This window comes from Streptosporangium lutulentum, assembly GCF_030811455.1.
In the GTDB taxonomy this organism is placed as follows: Bacteria; Actinomycetota; Actinomycetes; order Streptosporangiales; family Streptosporangiaceae; genus Streptosporangium; species Streptosporangium lutulentum.
In genome coordinates, this window is record NZ_JAUSQU010000001.1 from 10,003,333 (window position 1) to 10,023,679 (window position 20,347).

Consider the following 20,347-nt stretch of genomic DNA (forward strand, 5'->3'; position numbering starts at 1 on the left):
CGGGCGGTCCCGCCCGGGCCCTCCACGCCGCCACCTGGAATAACCCGGTGACGGGCGGGGTTGGCGCGGTCATGGAGCCGATAACACGTGGACGTGTCCGGGTCGAACGCGGGGCCAAGAGAGTAAGGGCCTTCCTCGGCGGCCGGGCGATCGCCGACACCACCCGGGTGCTGCTGGTGTGGGAGGTGCCCTACTACCCGACCTACTACTTCCCCCGGGATGACGTCGCCGTAGAGTTGAAGCCCAACGGCCGGACCTCGCACGTGCCCAGCCGCGGTGACTCGGTGCTGTACGACGTGGAGGGTGTGACCGACGCCGCGCTGGCCTACCCGAACTCCCCGATCGAGGAACTGCGCGACCACGTCCGGCTGGACTGGGAGGCGATGGACGCCTGGTTCGAGGAGGACGAGGAGGTCTACTACCACGTCCGCGACCCCTACACCCGGGTGGACATCCTGCCCTCCTCCCGGCGCGTGCGGGTCGAGGTGGACGGCGTGACCGTCGCCGACTCCCACAACCCCCGGATCCTCTTCGAGACCGGCCTGCCGCCGCGCTACTACCTTCCCAAGACCGACGTCCGCCTGGACCTGCTCACTCCCACCGACACCGTGACCAGGTGCCCGTACAAGGGAGAGGCCGAGTACTGGAAGGTGAACGGGCACGCGGACCTGGCCTGGTCCTACCGGACCCCGCTGGAGGAGAGCCAGCGCATCGCCGGACTGATCTCCTTCTACAACGAGAAGGTCGACATCTACGTGAACGGCGTCATCCAGGAACGCCCGAAGACGAAGTTCGCCTGAGGCCGGCGGCCCCAGGTTCTCGGCCGGAGGGCGCGGACGGAGCGACGACGGACGCCTCCGCGCCGACGAACGTCTCCGTGCCCGTCCGTGCCCGCGAACACGGAGGCGCCGGGGACGGGTGGATCCCTCGCGACGTGGAAGAGGGTGTCTCCTTCGGCCAGGGGGCGCCGGCGGGCGCGCGGATCCCTCGCGACGCCGGAGAAGGATCTCCTTCGGCGCCGGAAGGCGTCAAAAAGGGAGCGGACGGCCTGAGGGGCTCCGGAGATCGAGCGGCACAGGCTCACGAGGCGGACGCGGACGCTGGACGACCTGGATCCTTTTCACGGTCCCGCTCCATTCTGGGCTTGCATCATCGGGTGTTACCCATGTGAAGCCCAAGAATCACCTATCTGCGTATCACATGAAGCACACTAGCCACACGCTCCGCAGCTGTGGCGACATCTTCGGCATGTCCGATGCGGCCGGCCCAGGACAGCCAGAACCACCACTCGCCGTCGTCCTCGTAGGCGGCGAGGACGTCCTCGGTCCTCGCCGGAGCCATCGGGTTGATCACGTGGAGGCGTGGGAACAGCCCCGCCGGCGATCTCAGGCACACCTGGAAGGCGTGCGCCTCCAACTGTGCGGCCAACCGCTGCAGATGGTCGACGGCCTCGCCGCGCTCTGCCATCATCCCGATCACTCCTGGCGGACGCTGGGACATGCTTCTCTGCAGAGTGCGGTTTTATGGCAGATCGGGCAATCGTCCTTTCTCCCGTCCGAGGCCGGATCAGTGGAATAGACAGGAAACTCCTCGATGTTCCGTGGGAAAACCACGAATAAAGGGAATGCAATGCACAGGCGTGCTTACGCTGTGGTGCGTCCTCGTTAACCTTGTGTAAACAGCGACTGGAGGGGTGCCGTGGCGCGAGGTGAGCATTCGCCCGCATGTGCACGACGATGGCGCGAACAGGCGGAGTCCCGGCAGTGGACGCCTTGGCAGACCGCCCAGGCCATCCACGGTTGCTGTGGGGTCAGCCTGCTCAAGGCGCACCGGCTGGCCAGGGGGTGGTCGGCCAGGCAGTCCGTCCAGGAGCTGGAGGAGCTCTGCGAGCGCCAGAACCTCGGCGAGGCCAGGGCCAGCATCGACCTTCTCAACGCCTGGGAGAACAACCGGGCCAGACCGCGCCCGCAGACCATCGACCTGCTCGCCCGGCTCTACCGCGCCAACTCGGTACGTCTCGGCCTGGCGGGAGACTACTGCGACGACGACGACGGGGCCAGGGTCGTGGTCGTCTCGGGTGCCGAGGGCCGCACGCCGTACCAGACGGAGGACCGGGCCGACGACGACATGGAGCGCCGCGCGCTGTTCCACCACGCGCTGCTCGGCTCCCGGTTCGTGATGACCGGGCGGCTGCTGGCCGAGGTCGAGCGGACCCGCCAGGACCTGGACCGCACGCTCGCCGTCGCCACCGTCTCCGAGGAGCAGCTCGACCGGCTCGACGAGCAGGTGCTGCGCTACCGCCGCGAGTACATCACCAGCGCGCCGCTGCCCATGCTCTACCGGATGATGCTGGAGCTGTCGGACGTCCGGACGCTCTCGGCTGCCCGCCAGCCCGCGATGGCCCAGCGGCGCCTGCTCAACGCCACCGTGATGCTGGCGCTGCTGTCGGCCGACGCGCTGATGAAGCTCGGCGACACCCGCCAGGCCCACGCCTGGTACGGCACCGCGCGCACCGCCTCCGACGACATGGGCGACGTGCGGCTGCGTGCCCTCGTCCGGGCGCAGCAGGCGATGCTTCCCTACTACTACGGTGATCTGGCCGAGACCGTACGGCTGGCACGCGAGGCCAGGATGCTGGCCGGAAGCGCGCCCAGCTCCCCGGCGGCGCTCGGCGCGGCGGCGGAGGCGCGGGCACTGGCCCACATGGGCGAGCACAAGGCCGCCAGGGTCGCGCTGGCCGAGGCCGAGCGGATCTTCGCCAGGATGCCCCCGGAGGGCCACGACCACCTGGCCTTCCGCTTCTCCGAGCGGCGGCTGCAGTTCTACCGGATCGGCACCCTGATCGAGCTGGGCGAGGAGGTCGACTGGACCCCGGGCCCCTCGGGTCCCTACGCCATCGACCCGGTGCTCATCCTGCTCGACCAGGCCGCGCACCTGGTCCGTGACGGCAAGGTCGAGGACGCCTGCAACCTGGCGGAGAAGGCCCTGCTCCAGGTGCCGCCGGAGCATCGCACCTCCATCGTGCTCAACCGTGCCCGGTCGCTGCTGTCGGAGGTGCCGGCCGTCAGACGCAGGGCGACGGCGGTGCGCCGCCTGACCGACCTGCTCGCCGACGCCGCGCCGGCAAGCTGATGGGCTCCCTCGCGGAGGAGGCGTTCACGGTCCTGCGTGAGGTCTGTGAGGACCTCGGGATCGACCACAGGGACGCCGAGTTGCTGCGGGTGCGGAGCAACGCCGTCTTCAAGCTGCGCAGCGAGATCGTGGTCAGGATCGCCACCGCGCCCAACGCGCTGACCCGCCTGCCGCTGGTCCTCGCGGTGGCCCGCTGGCTGGCCGAACAGGGGTTCCCCGCGGTGCGTCCGGCCGATGAGATCTCCGACCAGCCCGTCGTGCACGAGGGCAGGGTCGTCACCTTCTGGCACTACGTGCCGGCCAGCGGCCGCCCCACCACCACGGAGCTGGGCGAGATCCTGCGCAGCCTGCACCTGCTGCCGGTGCCGCCGGTGGCGCTGAAGCGGTTCGCCGACCCGTTGTCCGAGGTGCGCCGGGCCGTGGACCGCTCCGAGGAGCTCACGCCCAGCCAGCGGGCCTGGCTGCGCGACCGCATCGCGGAGCTGACCGACCGCTGGTCGGGTCTCGGCGTGGACGGCGCCCCGGTGCTGTTGCACGGTGACGCCTGGATCGACAACCTGCTGCGCTGCACGGACGGCCACGTGGTGCTCTGCGACTGGGACGGCGTGGCGGTGGGCCCCCGCGAGTGGGACCTGGTCCACACCTACCACGGCCAGCGCCGCTTCGGCCTGACCGCCGCCGACGTGGACGCCTTCGCCGACGCGTACGGCAGCGACCTGCGTTCGTGGCCCGGGTATTCCACCCTCATGGAGGTCCGGGACCTGTACGCGGTGGGCATTCACATCCGCAACGCGGGAGCCGATCCCTTCTCCCGCAGGGAATTGCCCCGGCGGCTGAATTCCCTCACCCGAGGTGAGCAACATGCCCGGTGGTACATGGCCGAACCCGTTACTGTCTCCCAGTAAAGAGCTTTATACGGGGGTAAAGCATGCCAAAAGTAACGCTGCGCAATATCTTTCATGTCAATAACAGCGTGGAGACGCTCCGCGCGCACCTGAGTCAGCCGCAGAGCCACGTGGGGCTCTCGCCGCTGGTGGTGGCGGTCAAGGACGTCGAGCGGGGCGAGGACGAGACGCGCTACACCTCGGTCGAGCGGCTCAGGTTCCTCGGCCTCGTCAAATACGACAACATGATCAAGGTGACGGTGCGGAGCACGCCGAGGACCGTGGAGGGGGAGGTCAAGAGCCCCGGAGGGGTGCGCCTGGACTACCGGTTCACCCTCACCGAGAAGGGCGGCGGGACCGAGGTCGAGGACATCCTCGTGGTGCACGCGTGGGCCAGGCCGTTGCTGGGCTACGCGGCCAGGAAGGCCCGCGAGGTGCAGCTCGCCCGCGCCGGGGTCCTGGTCTCGCGCCTGGGCTGAGGCGGCCGGGCTGAGGCGGCCGGGCTGAGGCGGCCGGGCTGAGGCGGCCGGGCTGAGGCGGCCGGGCCGCGGAGCGCCCTAGGCTGGGGGGTGTGAGAGCGCCCACGGTCACGGGGAAGGTGATGGCCATCCTCGGCGCGTTCCTGCCCGGCGACGTGCGGCTGACGCTCACCGAGATCTGCCGGCGGGCCGAGCTTCCCCTGGCCACCGGGCACCGGCTGGTCGGGGAGCTGGCGGACGGCGGATTCGTGGAGCGGCTGCCCGACGGGACCTACCGGGTCGGGATGAGGCTGTGGCAGATCGGGAGCCAGGCGGCCGAGCCGCGGGAGCTGCGCGAGCTGGCCCTGCCGTACATGGAGGACCTCTACGCCGCCACCGGCGAGAACGTCCAGCTCGCCGTGCTCCGCGACGATCGGGCGCTGTACGTGGAGCGGCTGCGCGGTCCCCGGTCCGTGCCGATCCTCTCGCGGGTGGCGGGGGAGCTGCCACTGCACGCCACCGGGGTCGGCAAGGTCCTGCTGGCCTTCGCGGCCCCCGAGACGGTGGACCGGGTGCTCGCGAGGGAGCTCACCGTGCACGCGCCGAACACGGTGGTGGATCCGGTGCGGCTGCGAGCCGAGCTGGAGGAGATCCGGCGGACCGGGGTGGCCTGCACCCAGGAGGAGATGTCGATGGGCACCTGCTCGGTCGCGGTGCCGGTGCGCCGGGGCGCGGACGAGGTGGTGGCGGCGCTGTCGCTGGTGACCTGGCGGCACAACGCCGACCCGCGGCGGCTGGCGCCCGCGGTGCTGACGGCGGCGAGCGCGCTCTCCCGCGACCTCGCCGCGACGTGCCGCTGAGCGTCGTGATCGGCGCTCGCGGTGCCGACGGCGGCGAGCGTGCTCTTCTACGACGTGCCGCTGAGCGTCGTGATCGCGGCGGTCGGCGCTCGCGGTGCCGACGGCGGTGAGCACGCTCTCCCGCGACGTGCCGCCGGATGTCGTGATCGCGGCGGTTTCCGCTGAGCGGAAGGTTGTGGCGCGAGCGGTGTGACCGGTACGGAATGCTCGGATCATGCGAACTCAGGTCGGGATCGTCGGCGCGGGACCCGCCGGACTGCTTCTCTCCCATCTGCTCCATCTGCGGGGCATCGACTCGGTGGTGCTGGAAGCTCGCAGCAGGGAGTACGTCGAACAGCGGGTGCGCGCCGGCGTGCTGGAGCAGGGCACGGTGGACCTGCTCAACGAGGCGGGCGTCGGCGAGCGGATGCGGAAGGAGGGGCTGCCCCACCACGGCATCGAGCTGAGGTACGGCGGGGCCGGGCACCGGATCCCGTTCGAGAAGCTCGTCCCCGGGCGGGCCATCACCGTGTACGGCCAGCAGGAGGTCGTCAAGGACCTGATCGCCCGGCGGCTGGCCGACGGGGGGAAGATCCTCTTCGACGTCCCCGACGTGGCCCCGCACTCGCTGGAGAAGAGCCCCTACCTCACCTTCCAGGGCGAGCGCCTCGACTGCGACGTCATCGCCGGGTGCGACGGTTTCCACGGGGTCTGCAGGCCGTCGATCCCCGAGGGGGTCCTGTCGATCTTCCAGCGGGACTACCCGTTCGCCTGGCTGGGCATCCTCGCCCGGGTCCCGCCGTCGTCGGAGGAGCTGATCTACGCTCACAGCGACCGGGGCTTCGCGCTGCACAGCATGCGGACCCCGGAGATCAGCCGCTTCTACCTCCAGGTTCCGACCGACACCTCGATCGACGACTGGCCGGACGAGCGGATCTGGGCCGAGTTGCGGGCCCGCCTGGAGACGGTCCCCGGATTCGAGCTGACCGAGGGGCCGATCTTCGCCAAGGACGTGTCGGCGATGCGCTCCTTCGTCGCCGAGCCCATGCGCCACGGCAACCTCTACCTCGCCGGGGACGCCGCCCACATCGTGCCGCCCACCGGGGCCAAGGGACTCAACCTGGCCGTCGCGGACGTCCGGCTGCTGACCGCGGCCCTGGCCGACTTCTACGAGACGGGCTCCACCGGGCTGCTGGACTCCTACTCCGCCACCTGCCTGAAGAGGGTCTGGCGTGCCCAGCACTTCTCCTGGTGGATGACCACGCTGCTGCACACCTTCGAGGCCGACGACGCCTACGGAGGGCGTCTGCAGACCTCCCACCTCGACTACGTCACCTCCTCGACGGCCGCCGCGACCACGCTCGCGGAGAACTACGTCGGCCTGCCCTTCGAACCCGGAGCATCCCATGCATGACGATCCACACCCGCACTACCTCACCCCCTCCTACGGCAGTACGGTGCTGCGCGCCCCCTCGGAGTCGCTGGTGCGGCCCGCCTTCGATCCCGAGGCGATGGAGCTGGTGGACCCGGTCTACGGCCACCAGCCGGTCGGACCGCTCGACAACGATCTGACCAGGCAGCACGAGGGCGAGCCCATCGGCGAGCGCATCGTCGTCACCGGCCGGGTCCTCGACAGCCGGGGGCGGGCCGTACCGAACACGCTGGTGGAGCTCTGGCAGGCCAACGCCACCGGCAGGTACGCCCATCCGGTGGACCAGCACCCGGCCCCGCTCGACCCCAACTTCACCGGCGCCGGCCGCTGCCTGACCGACGCCGACGGCAACTACCGGTTCGTCACGATCAAGCCCGGCGCCTATCCGTGGCGTAACCACCACAACGCCTGGCGGCCCGCGCACATCCACTTCTCGGTGTTCGGGACCGCGTTCACCCAGCGGCTGGTCACCCAGATGTACTTCCCCGGAGACCCGCTCTTCGCCTACGACCCGATCTTCCAGTCGGTCCCCGACCCCAAGGACCGCGAACGGCTCGTCTGCGCCTTCGACATGGACGTCACCGAGCCCGAGTGGGCGCTCGGCTACCGGTGGGACATCGTGCTGGGCGCGACCCCCTTCGAGGAGGAATGATGCTGACCCCGTCACAGACCGTGGGCCCGTTCTACGGGTATGCCCTGCCGTACGCCGAAGGGCCCTTCGTGGCGCCCGAGGACCACCCGGACGCGATCGAGTTGCACGGAGTGGTGACGGACGGCGCGGGCGAGCCGGTGCCGGACGCGTTGCTGGAGATCTGCCAGCCGGGCCTGTTCGGCCGCTGCCCCACCGAGGCGGACGGTTCCTACCGTTTCCGCACCGCCAGGCCCGACGCCTACATCCCGGTGCTCGTGTTCGCCCGTGGCCTGCTCAAGCCGGTCTGGACCCGCGCCTACCTCGACGACGAGGCGCCGTTCCTGGCCCAGGTGGACCCCCTGCGGCGGAGCACGCTGGTCGCCTCGCCCTCGGGGGAGCGGTCCTACCGGTTCGACATCCGGATGCGGGGCGACGGGGAGACCGTGTTCTTCGATCACACCGGATACGCGGGCCCGGAGGCCTGACGCGATTTCCCGAAGGGGGCGGCCGGTTTCCCGGCCGCCCCCTTCCGTTGTCACATGTCGTGCGAGGAGCCCTCGTCAGGTCAGAAGAGCGGCTTGCCGTCGCGGGTCAGCTTCCAGTTGGCCTCGGTGAAGCCGGCGGGGTCGATGACCCCGGTCGCCGTCGCGTAGTCGATCAGCGCCTGGCGGATCTCCACCTGGGCGTTGTAGACCACCGGGGCGGTCGTGACGTGCGGGAAGCCCCCGCCGCCCGACTGGCGGTAGTTGTTGATCGCGACCACGAACTGCTGGTCGGCGGCGACCGGGGCGCCCTGGTAGGACAGCCCGGCGATCCGCTGGCCGACCGGCTTGGCGACGTCCACGTCGTAGGTGACGCCGGAGAACTGGTCGTAGTTGTAGTCCGGGGTGCCGCTCGCGTTGGTCAGCGCGGAGAGGTCGACCGGGGCGTCCGGCGCGAGCTGGTTGAAGTACCTGGCCGAGTACTCCAGGTAGTCCTTCAGCTGGGCCCCGGTGAGCTTCACGGCCATCAGCGTGTTGTCGTAGATGTACAGGCCCGCCATGTCACGCACGCTGATCGGCCCGGCCGGGAAGGTCGCGCTCCGGCTGAACGGCGCGGCGATCGACAGCACCGGCAGCGCGGCGTCCGCCGTACCCTCCAGGGCCTTCTTCACCGTCTCGGTCTGGACCTTGTGGATGTAGTCCAGGATCGGGGTGTCCTTGTACGGCGACTCGGCCGCCAGCAACTCCTCCTTGGACTGGGCCACCACCGTGTTGACGTACTTGACCGTGGTGTCGTGCTGCTTCTTCATGAGAGCGACGATCTTCGGGTCCTCGCCCACCGTGTTGGTGTTCAGCGTGGCGGAGGACTTGCCGGTGACCGTCCACTTGCCGCGCTTCTTGGTGAGCTGGAAGTCGATCACGCTCAGCCGCTGACCCCACCGGCTGGGCTCGGTGAGCAGCACCTGCTGCCCGGTGACCTTGTTGGTGACGAACTTCTGCGCCACCTCGTTGTGCGCGTGCCCGAACAGCACCGCGTCGATGCCCGGAACCTGCTCGGCGACCATGGCCGAGGCGTTCTCGATCGGCAGTTCGCTGCCGTAGGAGGACATCCCGTTGTCGCCCGCGTGCGCGGTGACCACGACGACGTCCGCGCCCCGGCCGCGGATGACCGGCACCCACTTCTTGGCGCTGGCGACCAGGTCGGTGAAGCGGAGCTTGCCCTCGACGTTGCCCTTGTCCCAGATCGCCACGCCCGGGTTGGTCAGGCCGAGCACGCCGACGCGGATCGGCTTCTCGCCCTTGACCTTCATCGTCTTGATGGTGAACGGCTCGTAGGCGGGCAGGCCCGACTTGGCGTACACGGCGTTGGCGCCGAGCACGGGGGCCTTCATCTGCTTCACCCACGTGGCCAGCAACGGCAGCCCGTAGTTGAACTCGTGGTTGCCGAGCGTCACCGCGTCGTAGCCGATGGCGTTCATCGCGCGGGCCATCGGGTGGAGTTCGCCGGTCTCGTTGACCGGCTCGACCTTGGCGTAGTAGTAGGCCAGAGGCGTGCCCTGGATGGTGTCGCCGGAGTCGAACAGCAGGGTGTGGTCCGCGCCGCGCTCGCGGCGGATCTTGTTGACCAGCGTCGAGACCTTGGCCAGGCCGATGTCGTTGGCCCTGCTGTCGTTGTACTCCGCGTTGTTGAAGTAGTCCCAGTTGAGGGTGTTGCCGTGCAGGTCCGAGGTGCCCATCACGGTCACCGTCACGGACTTGTCGGGGGAGGCGTACGCGACGGTCGGAGCGGCCATGACCGTCAGTCCGGCCATGCCGAGTATGGCGAGTTTCTTACTACGCATGTGACCACAGAGTAACCATTCAAGGTTGCCCGCCGATTACGGCATCCTTACAAGCTGGCATGATCACAGGCCAGAAGGGTGAAAACGGGGTAAATCATCCATCTGGTCCGTCGGAGGCGGTCATTCACCCTCGCGGGGGCGGACGAGGCCGTGCTCGTAGGCGTACCGGACGGTCTCGGCGCGATCGCGCAGGTGGAGTTTGGCCAGCAGGCGGTTGATGTGGGTGCCGACCGTGGACTCGGTGACGAACAGTGCGGCGGCGATCTCGGAGTTGCTCAGGCCGCGGCAGATCAGCGTGAGGACCTCCCGCTCCCGCCGGGTGACGGTCTCCGGGACGGGGGCGGCGCCCACGTAGCCCGCCATGACCCGGGCGGTGACCGCGGGGTCGAGCACGGCCATGCCGCTCACCGCCGTGCGGATCGCGGTGAACAACCGCTCGGGCGGCGACACCTTGAGCAGGAAGCCGCTGATCCCGGCGCGCAGCGCCCCGTCGAGGTTCTCGTCGGTGTCGTAGGTCGTCAGAATGAGGATCTTCGGCGGGTCCGGGTCGGCCAGGAGTTCGCGGGCGGCGGCGATGCCTGACAGACGGGGCATCGAGATGTCGAGCAGCATCAGATCGGGCCGGAGCCGCCTGGCCGTCTCCACGGCCTCGCGTCCGTCCACGGCCTCGCCGATCACCTGGATGTCCGGCTGGGTGCCGATGACGAGCCGGAGCCTACGGCGGATCATGGCCTGGTCGTCTTCGGCGCCGTCGGCGTGGCGATGATCCGGATGACCGACGGGGAGTGGAACCCCGCGCGGGAGCCGGTCTCTGTGTGAGATCGCGGTGTGAGATCGCGGCCCCCCGCACGTGGATCAGCGCTCGAGGCCGGACATGTCCCGGTAGCGGTCGCCCTGGACGGCCCCTGCCGGCACGGCGGCCTCGAGCGCGGCGAGCTGGCCGGAGGTCAGCGTGACGTCGGCCGCCGCCGCGTTCTCCTCCAGGTAACGCAGTCGCTTGGTGCCCGGGATCGGGATGACGTCCTCGCCCTGGGCCAGCAGCCAGGCGAGGGAGAGCTGGGCCGGAGTGCAGCCCACCTCTTCGGCGATCCTGCGGACCTCGCCGACGAGCGTCTCGTTGTGCGCCCCGTTCTCCCCGCTGAAACGCGGAATGTTCTTGCGGAAGTCGCCGTCGGGCAACTCCTCGGCGGGGGGCAGCGTGCCGCCGAGGAGCCCCCGGCTGATCGGCGAGTAGGCCACCAGCGCGATGCCCAGCTCCCGGGCGGCCGGCAGGATCTCCGCCTCCAGCCCACGGGTGAACAACGAGTACTCGCTCTGCAGGGCGGAGATCGGGTGGGTGGCGTGGGCCCTCCTCAGGGTCTCCGCGCTCACCTCCGACAGGCCGATCCTGCCGACCTTGCCCGCGGCGACCAGTTCGCCCATCGCGCCGACGGTGTCCTCGATGGGCACCTTCGGGTCGCGGCGGTGCGCGTAGTACAGGTCGATGTGGTCCACGCCCAGCCGCCGGAGCGAGGCGTCGGCGGCCTTCCTCACGTACTCGGGGCTGCCGTCGACGCCTCGGTAAGCCGGGTCGTCGCTCCGGAGGATGCCGAACTTGGTGGCCAGCACCACCTCGTCCCGGCGATCGGAGATCGCCCGGCCGACCAGTTCCTCGTTGTGGCCCCTGCCGTACGTATCGGAGGTGTCCAGGAAGTTCACGCCGAGGTCGAGGGCGTGGCGGATGACCGCGATCGACTCGGTCTCGTCGGCCTCGCCGTAGAACTCCGACATTCCCATGCAGCCGAGCCCGATGGCCGAGACCTCCGGGCCCTTCCGGCCGAGACGGCGCCTGTTCATTCGTTCTCCTGAGTGTTGTAGAAGTCAATCTTGTGGTCGAGGACCTCCAGGTCCCCGGTGAGCTGCGAGATCTGTGCCCTGACCCGTTCCCGGTGGGTCTCCAGCAGCCGCCGCCGCGTGGCGAAGGTCTCCGGGCCCTGCCTGCGCAGCTCGGCGTATCGGCACATGTCCGCTATGGGCATGCCGGTCGATCTCAGCCTGGTGAGGAAGTCGAGCCAGGTCAGATCGGGCTCCGTGTAGCTGCGATGCCCGTTCATGCTCCGGTCCACCGCGTGAATGAGCCCGATGCGCTCGTAGTAGCGCAAGGTGTGCGCGCTCAGCCCCGACTTGCGCGAGGCCTCCTGGATGGTCATCCCCATGCACACCACCTTGCGCCTTAGAGTGCGCTCGAAGTCAAACCGGGTCCCCCCGGGGCGGCGACCCTGAGGGGGCGGGCCCTACCGCCGCCTGTCTTCGCGCAGCTCACAGGGGAGGAGACAGGGGTCGGCCCCTCCCATTCGCCCTACCTCGGCTCGGGGCTTCTCCGGGGTCCGTCAGGGGCCGCTGGGGGCCATTTCGGATATTCCGTGATCTTGATCGTCGCCATGGTTGAGGCATGGAGAGTCAGGCGGTTCCGGGGACCAGGATGATCCTCGGCGGCTACGCGGCGATCGGCGCCGGGGCCGTGACGATGCTCGGGCTACACGTGGTCACGGGCCTTGATCCGGTGCACACCGTGATCAGCGAGTACGCGTTCGAGGCGGACGGCTGGCTGCTGCCCGTCTCGCTCACCCTCTTCGCCGTGGCCGCGACGGTCGTCGCGGTCCTGCTGGCCCGGCGCGGCGAGGATCGCAGGGCCGCGCTGCTGGTCGGGCTCTGGGGCCTGTGCATGCTGCTGATCGGCGCCTTCCCCACCGACGAGCCCGGCGTGCCGCTGTCGATGTCCGGTGGCATCCACCGGTACGCGGCGTTCGTGGCCTTCCTGACGATGCCGATCGCCGGCCTGCTTCTGGCCCGGCGGCACTCGGCCGGTTCCTGCGCCCGGTGGGTGCGGCTGCTCAGCCTGGCCTCCCTGGGCGTCCTGGTCACGGTCGTCATCCCCTACGTCGTGCGGATGTTCGGCATCGACCTGACCAACGAGGAGATCCCGGCCGGCGTGACCCAGCGGCTGCTGGTGGTCTTCGAGGTGACGGTGCTGACAATGCTGGCCGTGATGGAGCGAGTCCGGTTGACACCTCCCGGGCGCGGCTCTACCGTCTCAGCAACCGACCGCTCGGTATGAAGTCTGGTCGGTACCGCTCCGGGAGGCCACGCATGCCCGTCGTGAACACCGTCCGAGGCCCCGTCGAGGTCTCCGAGCTCGGCCAGACCCTCATGCACGAGCACATCTTCGTCCTCTCCACCGAACATGTCGACAACTACGGCGTGGGCGCGTGGTGGGACGAGGAGCACCGGGTCGCCGACGCCGTCGCCAAGCTGAGGGCCGTGGCGGCCAAGGGCGTGAAGACGATCGTCGACCCGACGGTGTGGGGACTCGGCCGCTACATCCCGCGCGTCCAGCGGGTGGCCGAGCAGGTCCCCGAGCTGAACATCATCGTCGCCTCGGGGATCTACTCCTACGACGAGCTCCCGCACCAGTACGAGCACCGCGGCCCCGGCCTGATGATGGACATGCCCGAGCCGATGATCGACGACTTCTCCCGCGACATCGTCGAGGGCATCGCCGGCACCGGCGTCAGGGCCGCGTTCCTCAAGTGCGTGGTCGAGCACAGGGGACTCACCCCCGGGGTCGAGCGGATCTGCCGCGCGGTCGCCCAGACCCACCTGCGGACCGGTGTGCCGATCACCGTGCACACCAACGCCTTCACCCAGAGCGGCCTGCAGGTCCTGGACCTCTTCGCCAAGGAGGGCGTGGACCCCGCGAAGGTCGTGCTCGGGCACTCCGGCGACTCCAACGACCTGGACCACCTGATGCGGCTGGCCGACACCGGGGCGATCCTCGGCATGGACCGGTTCGGGCTGGACGCCTACAACCCCACCCCGCAGAGGGTCGCCACCGTCGCCGCTCTCTGCGAGCGGGGCTACGCCGACCGGATGGTGCTCAGCCACGACAGCTCGTGCTTCATGGACTACTTCGGCGATGCCTGGGACGCCGTGGCGCAGGCGGCTCCGAACTGGCGCTTCGACCACATCCACGACGACGTGCTTCCCGCGCTGCGGGAGGCCGGGGTGAGCGATGCGCGGCTCGACCAGATGCTGATCGACAACCCTCGCCGCTACTTCTCCTGACTTTTCATAATTTGTCGCCCGCCTGCCGTACGCTCCCGAGCAATCGATCAACGGAGAGGTACGGCATGGCCGCGCGGAGCACGTATCTGGAGCTGTCCGAGGACGGCGGAAACTCGCACAAGTTCTACGAGGTCGTGCTCGACGGAACCCAGGTGACGATCAGCTACGGCCGGATCGGGGAGAGCGGACAGGCCAAGGTGTCGGCCTTCGCCACGGAGGAGAAGGCCGCGGCCGCCGCGGCGAAGAAGATCGGCGAGAAGGTCCGCAAGGGTTATGCCCCGGCCGTCCGGGGAGTGCGCCAGCGCCGCGCGGTCACCCGGCGCAGCGTGGAGAGCGTCCGCTCCACCGCGACCCAGGCGCCGGTGCTGTGGCGCTTCGCCAGCGGTGCGGCGGCGTTCGGCATCTTCGTGGACGAGGACCGCTGCTGGGTCGGCAACCAGAACGGCGACGTCTACACCGTCACCCACGGCGGCACCGTCACCGGCCGCTTCCGGCTGCCCGACGGCGTGAAGTGCATCGTCGCCGACGACTTCTGGATCTACGCGGGCGCCGACGACGGCAAGGTCTACGACCTCAGCGGGAAGGTCCCCCGGCTCGCCTACGAGATCGCCGAGGACGTCGACATCTACTGGCTGGACATCCACGACGGGGTGCTGGGCGTCTCCGACCGGGCGGGCCGGATCACCACGATCGACCACGAGGACGAGTTCCAGTGGGCGCGCAAGGGGCGGGGGAACTCGGCCTGGATGGTCCGCTGCGACGACGAGGCCGTCTACCACGGACACTCCACCGGCGTGGCCCGCTACGACGCCGCCGACGGAGCGCCGGTCTGGGAGACGAGCCTCAACGGTGAGGTGCTGTTCGGCTGGCAGGAGTCCGGTTCGGTCTACGCCGGCACGTCGCGCGGGGCGGTGCACCGGCTCCGCAAGTCGGACGGCGCCACCGAGACGGTCTACCGCTGCGACGCCACCGTCTTCTCCTGCGCCACCGCTCCCGACGGCCGTTACGTCTTCGCCGGGGACAACCACTCCTCGGTGTACTGCTTCGACCAGGGCGGCGAGCGACTGTGGAAGCTGGCCACCGGCTGCGGCTCGGCCTTCTCCATGCAGTATCTCGACGACCGCCTCTACATCGTGACCACCGACGGCACCCTGGCCTGCATCGACGCCACCGAGGAGGCGATCAGGGCGGCCCAGGCGGGAACCGTTCCCGAGGTGATGGACGTCAAGGCGGCGGCCGGTCTGTCGGTGGTGGAGCCGACCACCGTGCTGGAGACCGTCGTGCTGGAGACCGTCTCCGGCGCCGACGGCGGCGTGGTGGTGGAGTGCTTCAGGGAGGGGGAGCGGCTTCGGGTGCGGGTCGTCAGCGAGGGCTACGACTCGCTGCGGAACGTGCAGTTCCCCAAGGGGGTGCGCGAGGCCGGAGCCCGGTATCTCGTCGAGGGCGTCCGCTTCTCCGAGCGGGGCGGCTTCTACCGCGCGTACGGGGACATCCGGCGCCTGCTGTGACCGCCTTCGCCTCCTCGGCGCGAGGAGGCGAAGAGGGCGATCCGGCCTGATCGCGGGCTTTCGGGGTCCCGGGCCGTTCGACGGGGGCGGCCCCCTGGATGGCGGACGCGAAGGCCGGGCTCGTAAGATCGCGCCTATGACCGTCGGCCGGGGTCACGAGCCTGCCGATCGATGCGACCGGCAGGCGCGAAGAACCCTGCTCCGTGATTTCCGCAACCACAGGACCGGTGTGCGATGAAAACCTGGCTCCCGATCGGCCTCGGCGTGATCCTCATCCTGATGGGCGGCCTCTGGACGCTGCAGGGTCTCGGCATCGTGGGCGGCAGCGTCATGAGCGGCGCCGGCCAGTGGATCTGGATCGGCCTGGCCGTGCTCGTCGTCGGACTCCTGCTCGCCGTTCCCGCCCTGCTGCGCACCCGCCGCCGTTCCTGACCGGTCCTCGCCGTCCGTCTCTCCCCGGAGCGGTTCCGGGAGAAAACAGGACTGAACGGGCCATCCGGCCGGTGAGGCGCTAGGGTGCCGACCATGCTTCGTGGCGAGAAGGTTCTGCTGAGGGCCATCACCAGGAACGACGTGATCGCACTGCACCGGCTGCACGACGACGTGGAGACCAAGTCCGGCGCCATCGTGGTGCCGTGGGTTCCCGAGTCGGCCGAGCAGGCCGTCGCCCGATACGAGCGGCGGGAGCCCGACCCGGCCCATGTCGGCTTCGCCGTCGAAGCCCTCTCCGGTGAGCTGCTCGGGTCCGGCGCGGTCTGGGGAATCGACACCTTCAACCGCAACGGGCACCTGGGCATCTCGCTGCTCGCGGAGGCCCGGGGCCACGGATACGCCCCCGACGCGCTGCGGCTGCTGTGCGACTACGCCTTCCGGATCCGCGGCCTGCACCGGCTGGGGCTGGAGACGCTCGCCACCAACACCGCGATGATCGCCGCCGCGGAGAAGGTCGGTTTCCGGCGCGAGGGCACGCTGCGCGAGCACGCCTGGTTGGCCGGCGCCTTCGTCGACGAGGTGCTGTTCGGGCTGCTCGCCGCCGAGTTCTCGTAGCCGGGGCGCTGCCGGGGCTGCCCGCCGCGGAGTTCTCGTACGGAGTCCTCTTGACCGGTGAGGAGGGCGTCAGGCCGGGGCCGCCGGGCCGGGTACGGTCTCCAGTTCGCGGATCAGGGCGTCGCTCCCGGCGTCGCGGCGGACGACCTCGCCGAGCCGGGCGGCCCCGGCGCGGTAGGAGGAGACTTCGAGGATCCGGCGCACCGAGGCGGCGATGGCCGCGGGACTGGCGGTGCGTCTCACCGACAGACCGGCGCCACGCGCGGTGACGCGTACCGCGTTGTCGGCCTGGTCGCGGCCGTGGTGCATCACCACCAGCGGGAGCCCGGCGGCGAGCGACTTCATGACCGTGCCGTGGCCGCCGTGGGTCACCACCGCGGCGGCGTGCCTGAGGACCTCGCGGTGCGGGGCGGCGGCGACGACGGTCACGTTCGCGGGCGCGCGGAGTGCCGAGGGGTCGAGCGCGGGGCCGGTCGTGACGAGAGCCCGTACCGGCAGGGTGCCCAGGGCGTCGGCGATCCGCTGCAGGCAGGCGGTCTGGTCCTGGAAGGTCGACGACATCGCCACGAGGACGAGCGGTCCGTCTCCGGGGGGAGGGGCCCACGGCTTCGCGGCCCACACCGGATCGTCCAGCACGGGCCCGACATAGCGGACCGGAGGGGGAAACGCCGCGGGGAAGTCGAAGCCGGGCGAGGTCATGACGAGCTGGCGGTGGGCGCGGTGGACCTGATCCCAGAGCGTCGTCAGCGGTATCAGACCGTATTGGGATCGCAGCCTGTTGAGACCGGCCAGGCCCCTGGTGTCCCAGGACCGCCGGATGAACCCGCCGAAGGCCCGGTCGCGCAGCCGCCCGACAACGCCGCGGGCCGGTCGCAGGCCGAGCCCGAGGGGCGGCATCCCCTCGGCGGGCAGCAGGTAGACGTTGGGCATCAGGACGTGGAAGGGGATGGCGGCGGTCTCGGCGGTCACCATCGCCCCGAGGGCGAACATCGAGCAGACCACCAGGTCGGGCCGGGCCTCGACGATGGCGTCGCGCACGTCCGCGGCGTAGCCGGCCGCGGGCCCGACGAGTCGGGTGGCGATCATCCGGTCGAGCAGCCGCAGGGGGCCGCCGCACTCCCAGTCGCGGCTGAGGTCGTTCTCCGGCCTGCGGTCCGGGCGGTTGGGCGCCTGGCGCCAGGGCCTGAACACCGCGCCGGTCGCGCGAACGTCGGGCTCCGTGCAGTCCTCGGCGAGGACGGTGACGGCGTGGCCGCGCTCGACGAGGCGGCGGACCGCCCCGAGCTCGGGCGGGACGGTCCCGCCCCCGTCGACGAGGGCCACCAGATAGGTGAGTGGGGTCATCGATCTCTTCCGTTCACGCGCTGGGGGGCGAATGGCGGTGGTCGGCCTTGTGTGCGGGGGAGTGAATCCCGGGGCTATGTCGCGAGGAGATGCTCGGCGAACCAGTCGCGGGCGGCGGCCGAGGCGAGGTGGAAGATCTCGCCCGTGTAGACGCTGAAGTGCCCTCCGGGCAGCAGGATCAGCTTTTTGGGCTGGGCCGCCGTCTCGTACGCGGCCAGCGCCCACTCCCCGGGAGTCAGCCGGTCGTGCGGCGCCACCAGCATCAGCAACGGCGTGGGACTGATCTTGGGCAGGTAGGGGCCCGGTTCGTAGCCGTACATGTGCTCCATGCTCCGCAGCGTCACCTCGTTGCGCCAGGCGGGGAAGCGATCTCGCTGCGCGATGGTGAAGTACGCGTAGGACTCGGCGGTGGGCAGCGCCGCCATCGCCGTGGAATCACCGGTGACCACCGGCAGCATGCCCGGCGCCTCCCTCCTGGCACGGGCGGCGCGGTCGGCGGCGAGCAGTTCGAGCGCCGGAGGGATGATGTCCGCGCGTACAAAGGACTCGAAATTGCGGCGACCGCTGATCACCGGGGTCTGCCCGACGATCGCCTTGACGCGCCGGTCCGTCGCCGCGACCACGAACGCGTGCGCGGCGGAGTAGCTCGTTCCCCACAGGCCGATGCGGCCGGCGTCGACGTCCGGGCGGTTCGAGGCATAGGTGATCGCGTGCTGGTAGTCGCGGATCTGCTCCCAGGGATCGATCTCGTGCCGGGGTTTGCCCGAGGCCGCGTCGGAGGCGCCGAACCCCCGGAAGTCGAACACCACGACCGCCAGGCCCGCCGCGGCGAACACCGCCGCGAAGTCGTCGAGGTACATCTCCTTCGTCGACGCCCAGCCGTGCGCCATGACCACGCAGGGGGCGGGCCACCCGTCACCGGCCGCCGGGTAGAACCAGCCGCGCAGCGTCACACCCTCGGCGTCGAACTCGATGTCTTGGCGGTCTTCGTTCACAGATGTCCCCCTGGCTATGTGCTATGCACCAGATTGCGTGCTATATGCCAGTTTGCGGTTTTCAGTAGACACCCACTCGGGCCGACGTCGCCAGCTGGCCGCGTTCACGGCGCCGACCGGTCGATCTCAAAGTATTCGTTGACACGAATATTCTCTATGGAGAATACTTACCTCCATGGACGCACTCCTCGCCGCACTGGCCGACCCGGCCCGCTGGCGGCTCGTCAGCCTGCTGGCCGAGCGGCCCCGGCCGGTCGGTGTCCTCGCCCGGCTCGCCGAGGCGCGCCAGCCGCAGACGACCAAACACCTGCAGGCCCTTGAGCGCGCCGGCGTCGTCACCTCCCAGCGCACCGGCCAGCGCCGCATCTACGCCCTCCAGCCCGCTCCCCTGCGGGACCTGGCGGCCGCGCTCAGCCGGCTCGCCGACGCCGCGGACCAGGCCGACGGCCCGCGCGAGACCTACGACCGCTACGGGCTCGGTCTGCACGCGGAACGGCTCGCGGCCAGGGAGCCGGGGTGGGCAGACGGCCGCTCGTTCGGATTCCTCCGGTCGCTGACGGGGAGCCCCGAGCTGGTCTGGCGCCACCTGACCGAGACCCCCCTGCTCGCCCGCTGGTGGACGCCCGACGACCTGCGCGTCTCCGAGCTCGTCTTCGAGGCGCGACCGGGCGGGCGGATCGTCCAGGAGTACCGCGACGCCGAGGACGCCGACGGCTCCGACCCGGTCGCCGGGCGCGCGGAGGGAGTCGTCGACGACGTACGTCCCGGTGAGCGCCTCGCCTACCGGCTCTCCCCGATGCTTCCCGGCGGCGGCCTCGCCTTCACCGCCCACCTCGACTTCGGGCTCCGGCCCGTCGACACCGGCACGGACCTCGAGGTCCACTACCGGGTCACCGACAGCACCGTCGACGCCGCGGACTTCATCGCGGGCATCGAGATCGGCTTCGGCCAGAGCCTCGACAAGCTCGCGGCGATCCTCGCCGCGGATTCCGACACCACCGATGACACCACCGACACCGACACAGGGAGCAAGAAATGACCACCTCGACCGGCCGCAGGGTGACCGCGAACATCAACCTCACCCTCGACGGGCGTTACAACGGCCCCGGCGGACCCGGTGATTTCGGTGCGTTCGCCCCGTATGTGACCACCGAGGTCGCGCGAGACCACATGACCCGCATGTGGGAGGGCGCGACGACGGCGCTGCTCGGCCGGCTCAACGCCGAGGGATTCATGGGGTACTGGCCGTCGGTCGCCGAAGACGAGAACGCCGATCCGCGTGATCGCGGGTACGCGAAGTGGCTGGTCGACGCGGAGAAGGTGGTCTTCTCGACCACTTTGACCGAAGCGCCGTGGGAACGCACCCGCGTGGTGAACGCCCCCGCCGCGGACGTCGTCGCCGAACTCAAGGCCACCGGTGAGGGCGACATCCTCGTCAACAGCAGCGCGAGCGTCATCAAGGCGCTCCTGTCGGCAGACCTGCTCGACCGGCTGTACCTCATGGTCTTCCCCGAGATCGCCGGGGGTGGGCAACGACTGTTCGACGACGGCCTGCCGGCTTCGACGTGGACGCTCACACACCAGGAGACCGGTGCGCTGGGCGAGATCGCCATGGTCTACGACCGGGTCCGCTGAGCCGGCCGATCAGCG

22 protein-coding genes are annotated in these 20,347 nt (G+C 70.1%); 15 read left to right on the forward strand and 7 right to left on the reverse strand.

Translation table 11 applies throughout. The features are described 5' to 3' along the window. The first annotated feature begins 71 nt into the window (after positions 1–71). Positions 72–800 (forward strand): DUF427 domain-containing protein, encoded by a 729-nt coding sequence (locus J2853_RS44950; RefSeq protein ID WP_307568060.1) that lies wholly within the window; start codon positions 72–74, stop codon positions 798–800. A gap of 385 nt (positions 801–1,185) precedes the next feature. Here the strand turns inward: J2853_RS44950 and J2853_RS44955 are convergent, their stop codons facing one another. Further along, positions 1,186–1,470, reverse strand: a complete 285-nt coding sequence (locus tag J2853_RS44955) for a hypothetical protein (protein WP_089205839.1) — start codon at positions 1,468–1,470, stop codon at positions 1,186–1,188. A 228-nt stretch (positions 1,471–1,698) separates the two neighbouring features. Between J2853_RS44955 and J2853_RS44960 the strand changes: the two genes are divergently transcribed. The 7 genes from J2853_RS44960 to J2853_RS44990 all read left to right on the forward strand — a co-directional run bounded on the left by J2853_RS44960 (position 1,699) and on the right by J2853_RS44990 (position 7,861). After that, positions 1,699–3,132: a helix-turn-helix domain-containing protein gene (locus tag J2853_RS44960; RefSeq protein ID WP_307568061.1), complete on the forward strand. Its 1,434-nt coding sequence runs from the start codon at positions 1,699–1,701 to the stop codon at positions 3,130–3,132. Further along, positions 3,132–4,037 carry a phosphotransferase enzyme family protein gene (locus J2853_RS44965; protein ID WP_307568062.1) on the forward strand — a complete coding sequence of 302 codons (906 nt, stop codon included), beginning with the start codon at positions 3,132–3,134 and terminating at the stop codon, positions 4,035–4,037. The genes J2853_RS44960 and J2853_RS44965 overlap by 1 nt, the downstream gene beginning before the upstream one ends. Positions 4,038–4,105: 68 nt before the next feature. Then, positions 4,106–4,495, forward strand: coding sequence for an SRPBCC family protein (locus tag J2853_RS44970; RefSeq protein WP_307568063.1), 390 nt, complete (start codon positions 4,106–4,108; stop codon positions 4,493–4,495). 92 nt (positions 4,496–4,587) lie between these two features. Then, positions 4,588–5,334 (forward strand): IclR family transcriptional regulator, encoded by a 747-nt coding sequence (locus J2853_RS44975; protein ID WP_307568064.1) that lies wholly within the window; start codon positions 4,588–4,590, stop codon positions 5,332–5,334. Positions 5,335–5,548: 214 nt separating this feature from the next. Then, positions 5,549–6,727, forward strand: a complete 1,179-nt coding sequence (locus tag J2853_RS44980) for a 4-hydroxybenzoate 3-monooxygenase (protein WP_307568066.1) — start codon at positions 5,549–5,551, stop codon at positions 6,725–6,727. Continuing rightward, entirely contained in the window at positions 6,720–7,397 is a 678-nt protein-coding gene (gene pcaH / locus J2853_RS44985; RefSeq protein ID WP_307568068.1) for a protocatechuate 3,4-dioxygenase subunit beta, read from the forward strand. The genes J2853_RS44980 and pcaH overlap by 8 nt, the downstream gene beginning before the upstream one ends. Further along, on the forward strand, positions 7,397–7,861 hold the full coding sequence (locus J2853_RS44990) for a peptidase associated/transthyretin-like domain-containing protein (protein WP_370879503.1): 465 nt from the start codon (positions 7,397–7,399) through the stop codon (positions 7,859–7,861). Before pcaH ends, J2853_RS44990 begins: the two co-directional genes overlap by 1 nt. An 80-nt stretch (positions 7,862–7,941) precedes the next feature. Here the strand turns inward: J2853_RS44990 and J2853_RS44995 are convergent, their stop codons facing one another. The 4 genes from J2853_RS44995 to J2853_RS45010 form a co-directional block, all read right to left on the reverse strand. After that, positions 7,942–9,699, reverse strand: coding sequence for a bifunctional metallophosphatase/5'-nucleotidase (locus J2853_RS44995; RefSeq protein WP_307568071.1), 1,758 nt, complete (start codon positions 9,697–9,699; stop codon positions 7,942–7,944). A 120-nt stretch (positions 9,700–9,819) separates the two neighbouring features. Continuing rightward, complete coding sequence (locus tag J2853_RS45000; RefSeq protein ID WP_307568072.1) at positions 9,820–10,428, reverse strand: response regulator; 609 nt, start codon at positions 10,426–10,428, stop codon at positions 9,820–9,822. A 126-nt stretch (positions 10,429–10,554) separates the two neighbouring features. Continuing rightward, a complete protein-coding gene (locus J2853_RS45005) occupies positions 10,555–11,535 on the reverse strand; it encodes an aldo/keto reductase (protein ID WP_307568073.1) in 981 nt (326 codons plus the stop codon). Next, positions 11,532–11,894, reverse strand: a complete 363-nt coding sequence (locus J2853_RS45010) for a MerR family transcriptional regulator (protein WP_307568075.1) — start codon at positions 11,892–11,894, stop codon at positions 11,532–11,534. Before J2853_RS45010 ends, J2853_RS45005 begins: the two co-directional genes overlap by 4 nt. 236 nt (positions 11,895–12,130) lie before the next feature. Here J2853_RS45010 and J2853_RS45015 point away from each other — a divergent pair, with 236 nt between their 5' ends. The 5 genes from J2853_RS45015 to J2853_RS45035 all read left to right on the forward strand — a co-directional run bounded on the left by J2853_RS45015 (position 12,131) and on the right by J2853_RS45035 (position 16,358). After that, a complete protein-coding gene (locus J2853_RS45015; RefSeq protein ID WP_307568077.1) occupies positions 12,131–12,796 on the forward strand; it encodes a DUF998 domain-containing protein in 666 nt (221 codons plus the stop codon). Between the two features lie 32 nt (positions 12,797–12,828). Continuing rightward, positions 12,829–13,803: a phosphotriesterase family protein gene (locus J2853_RS45020; protein WP_307568079.1), complete on the forward strand. Its 975-nt coding sequence runs from the start codon at positions 12,829–12,831 to the stop codon at positions 13,801–13,803. Positions 13,804–13,868: 65 nt separating this feature from the next. Continuing rightward, positions 13,869–15,311, forward strand: a complete 1,443-nt coding sequence (locus J2853_RS45025; RefSeq protein WP_307568081.1) for a WGR domain-containing protein — start codon at positions 13,869–13,871, stop codon at positions 15,309–15,311. Between the two features lie 234 nt (positions 15,312–15,545). Beyond that, positions 15,546–15,743: a hypothetical protein gene (locus J2853_RS45030; protein WP_307568083.1), complete on the forward strand. Its 198-nt coding sequence runs from the start codon at positions 15,546–15,548 to the stop codon at positions 15,741–15,743. A gap of 93 nt (positions 15,744–15,836) precedes the next feature. Further along, positions 15,837–16,358 (forward strand): GNAT family N-acetyltransferase, encoded by a 522-nt coding sequence (locus J2853_RS45035; RefSeq protein ID WP_307568084.1) that lies wholly within the window; start codon positions 15,837–15,839, stop codon positions 16,356–16,358. A 69-nt stretch (positions 16,359–16,427) separates the two neighbouring features. Here J2853_RS45035 and J2853_RS45040 read toward each other — a convergent pair whose 3' ends face one another. Together J2853_RS45040 and J2853_RS45045 are read right to left on the reverse strand one after the other, a co-directional pair. After that, the gene (locus J2853_RS45040; protein ID WP_307568086.1) at positions 16,428–17,702 is read right to left on the reverse strand and encodes a nucleotide disphospho-sugar-binding domain-containing protein; all 1,275 of its coding nucleotides are present in this window, start codon (positions 17,700–17,702) and stop codon (positions 16,428–16,430) included. Positions 17,703–17,776: 74 nt separating this feature from the next. After that, positions 17,777–18,697, reverse strand: coding sequence for an alpha/beta hydrolase (locus J2853_RS45045; RefSeq protein WP_307568088.1), 921 nt, complete (start codon positions 18,695–18,697; stop codon positions 17,777–17,779). Positions 18,698–18,872: 175 nt separating this feature from the next. Here J2853_RS45045 and J2853_RS45050 point away from each other — a divergent pair, with 175 nt between their 5' ends. Together J2853_RS45050 and J2853_RS45055 are read left to right on the forward strand one after the other, a co-directional pair. Then, positions 18,873–19,736: a metalloregulator ArsR/SmtB family transcription factor gene (locus J2853_RS45050; protein WP_307568089.1), complete on the forward strand. Its 864-nt coding sequence runs from the start codon at positions 18,873–18,875 to the stop codon at positions 19,734–19,736. Next, positions 19,733–20,332 carry a dihydrofolate reductase family protein gene (locus tag J2853_RS45055; protein WP_307568091.1) on the forward strand — a complete coding sequence of 200 codons (600 nt, stop codon included), beginning with the start codon at positions 19,733–19,735 and terminating at the stop codon, positions 20,330–20,332. Before J2853_RS45050 ends, J2853_RS45055 begins: the two co-directional genes overlap by 4 nt. The last annotated feature ends 15 nt before the right edge of the window (positions 20,333–20,347 follow it).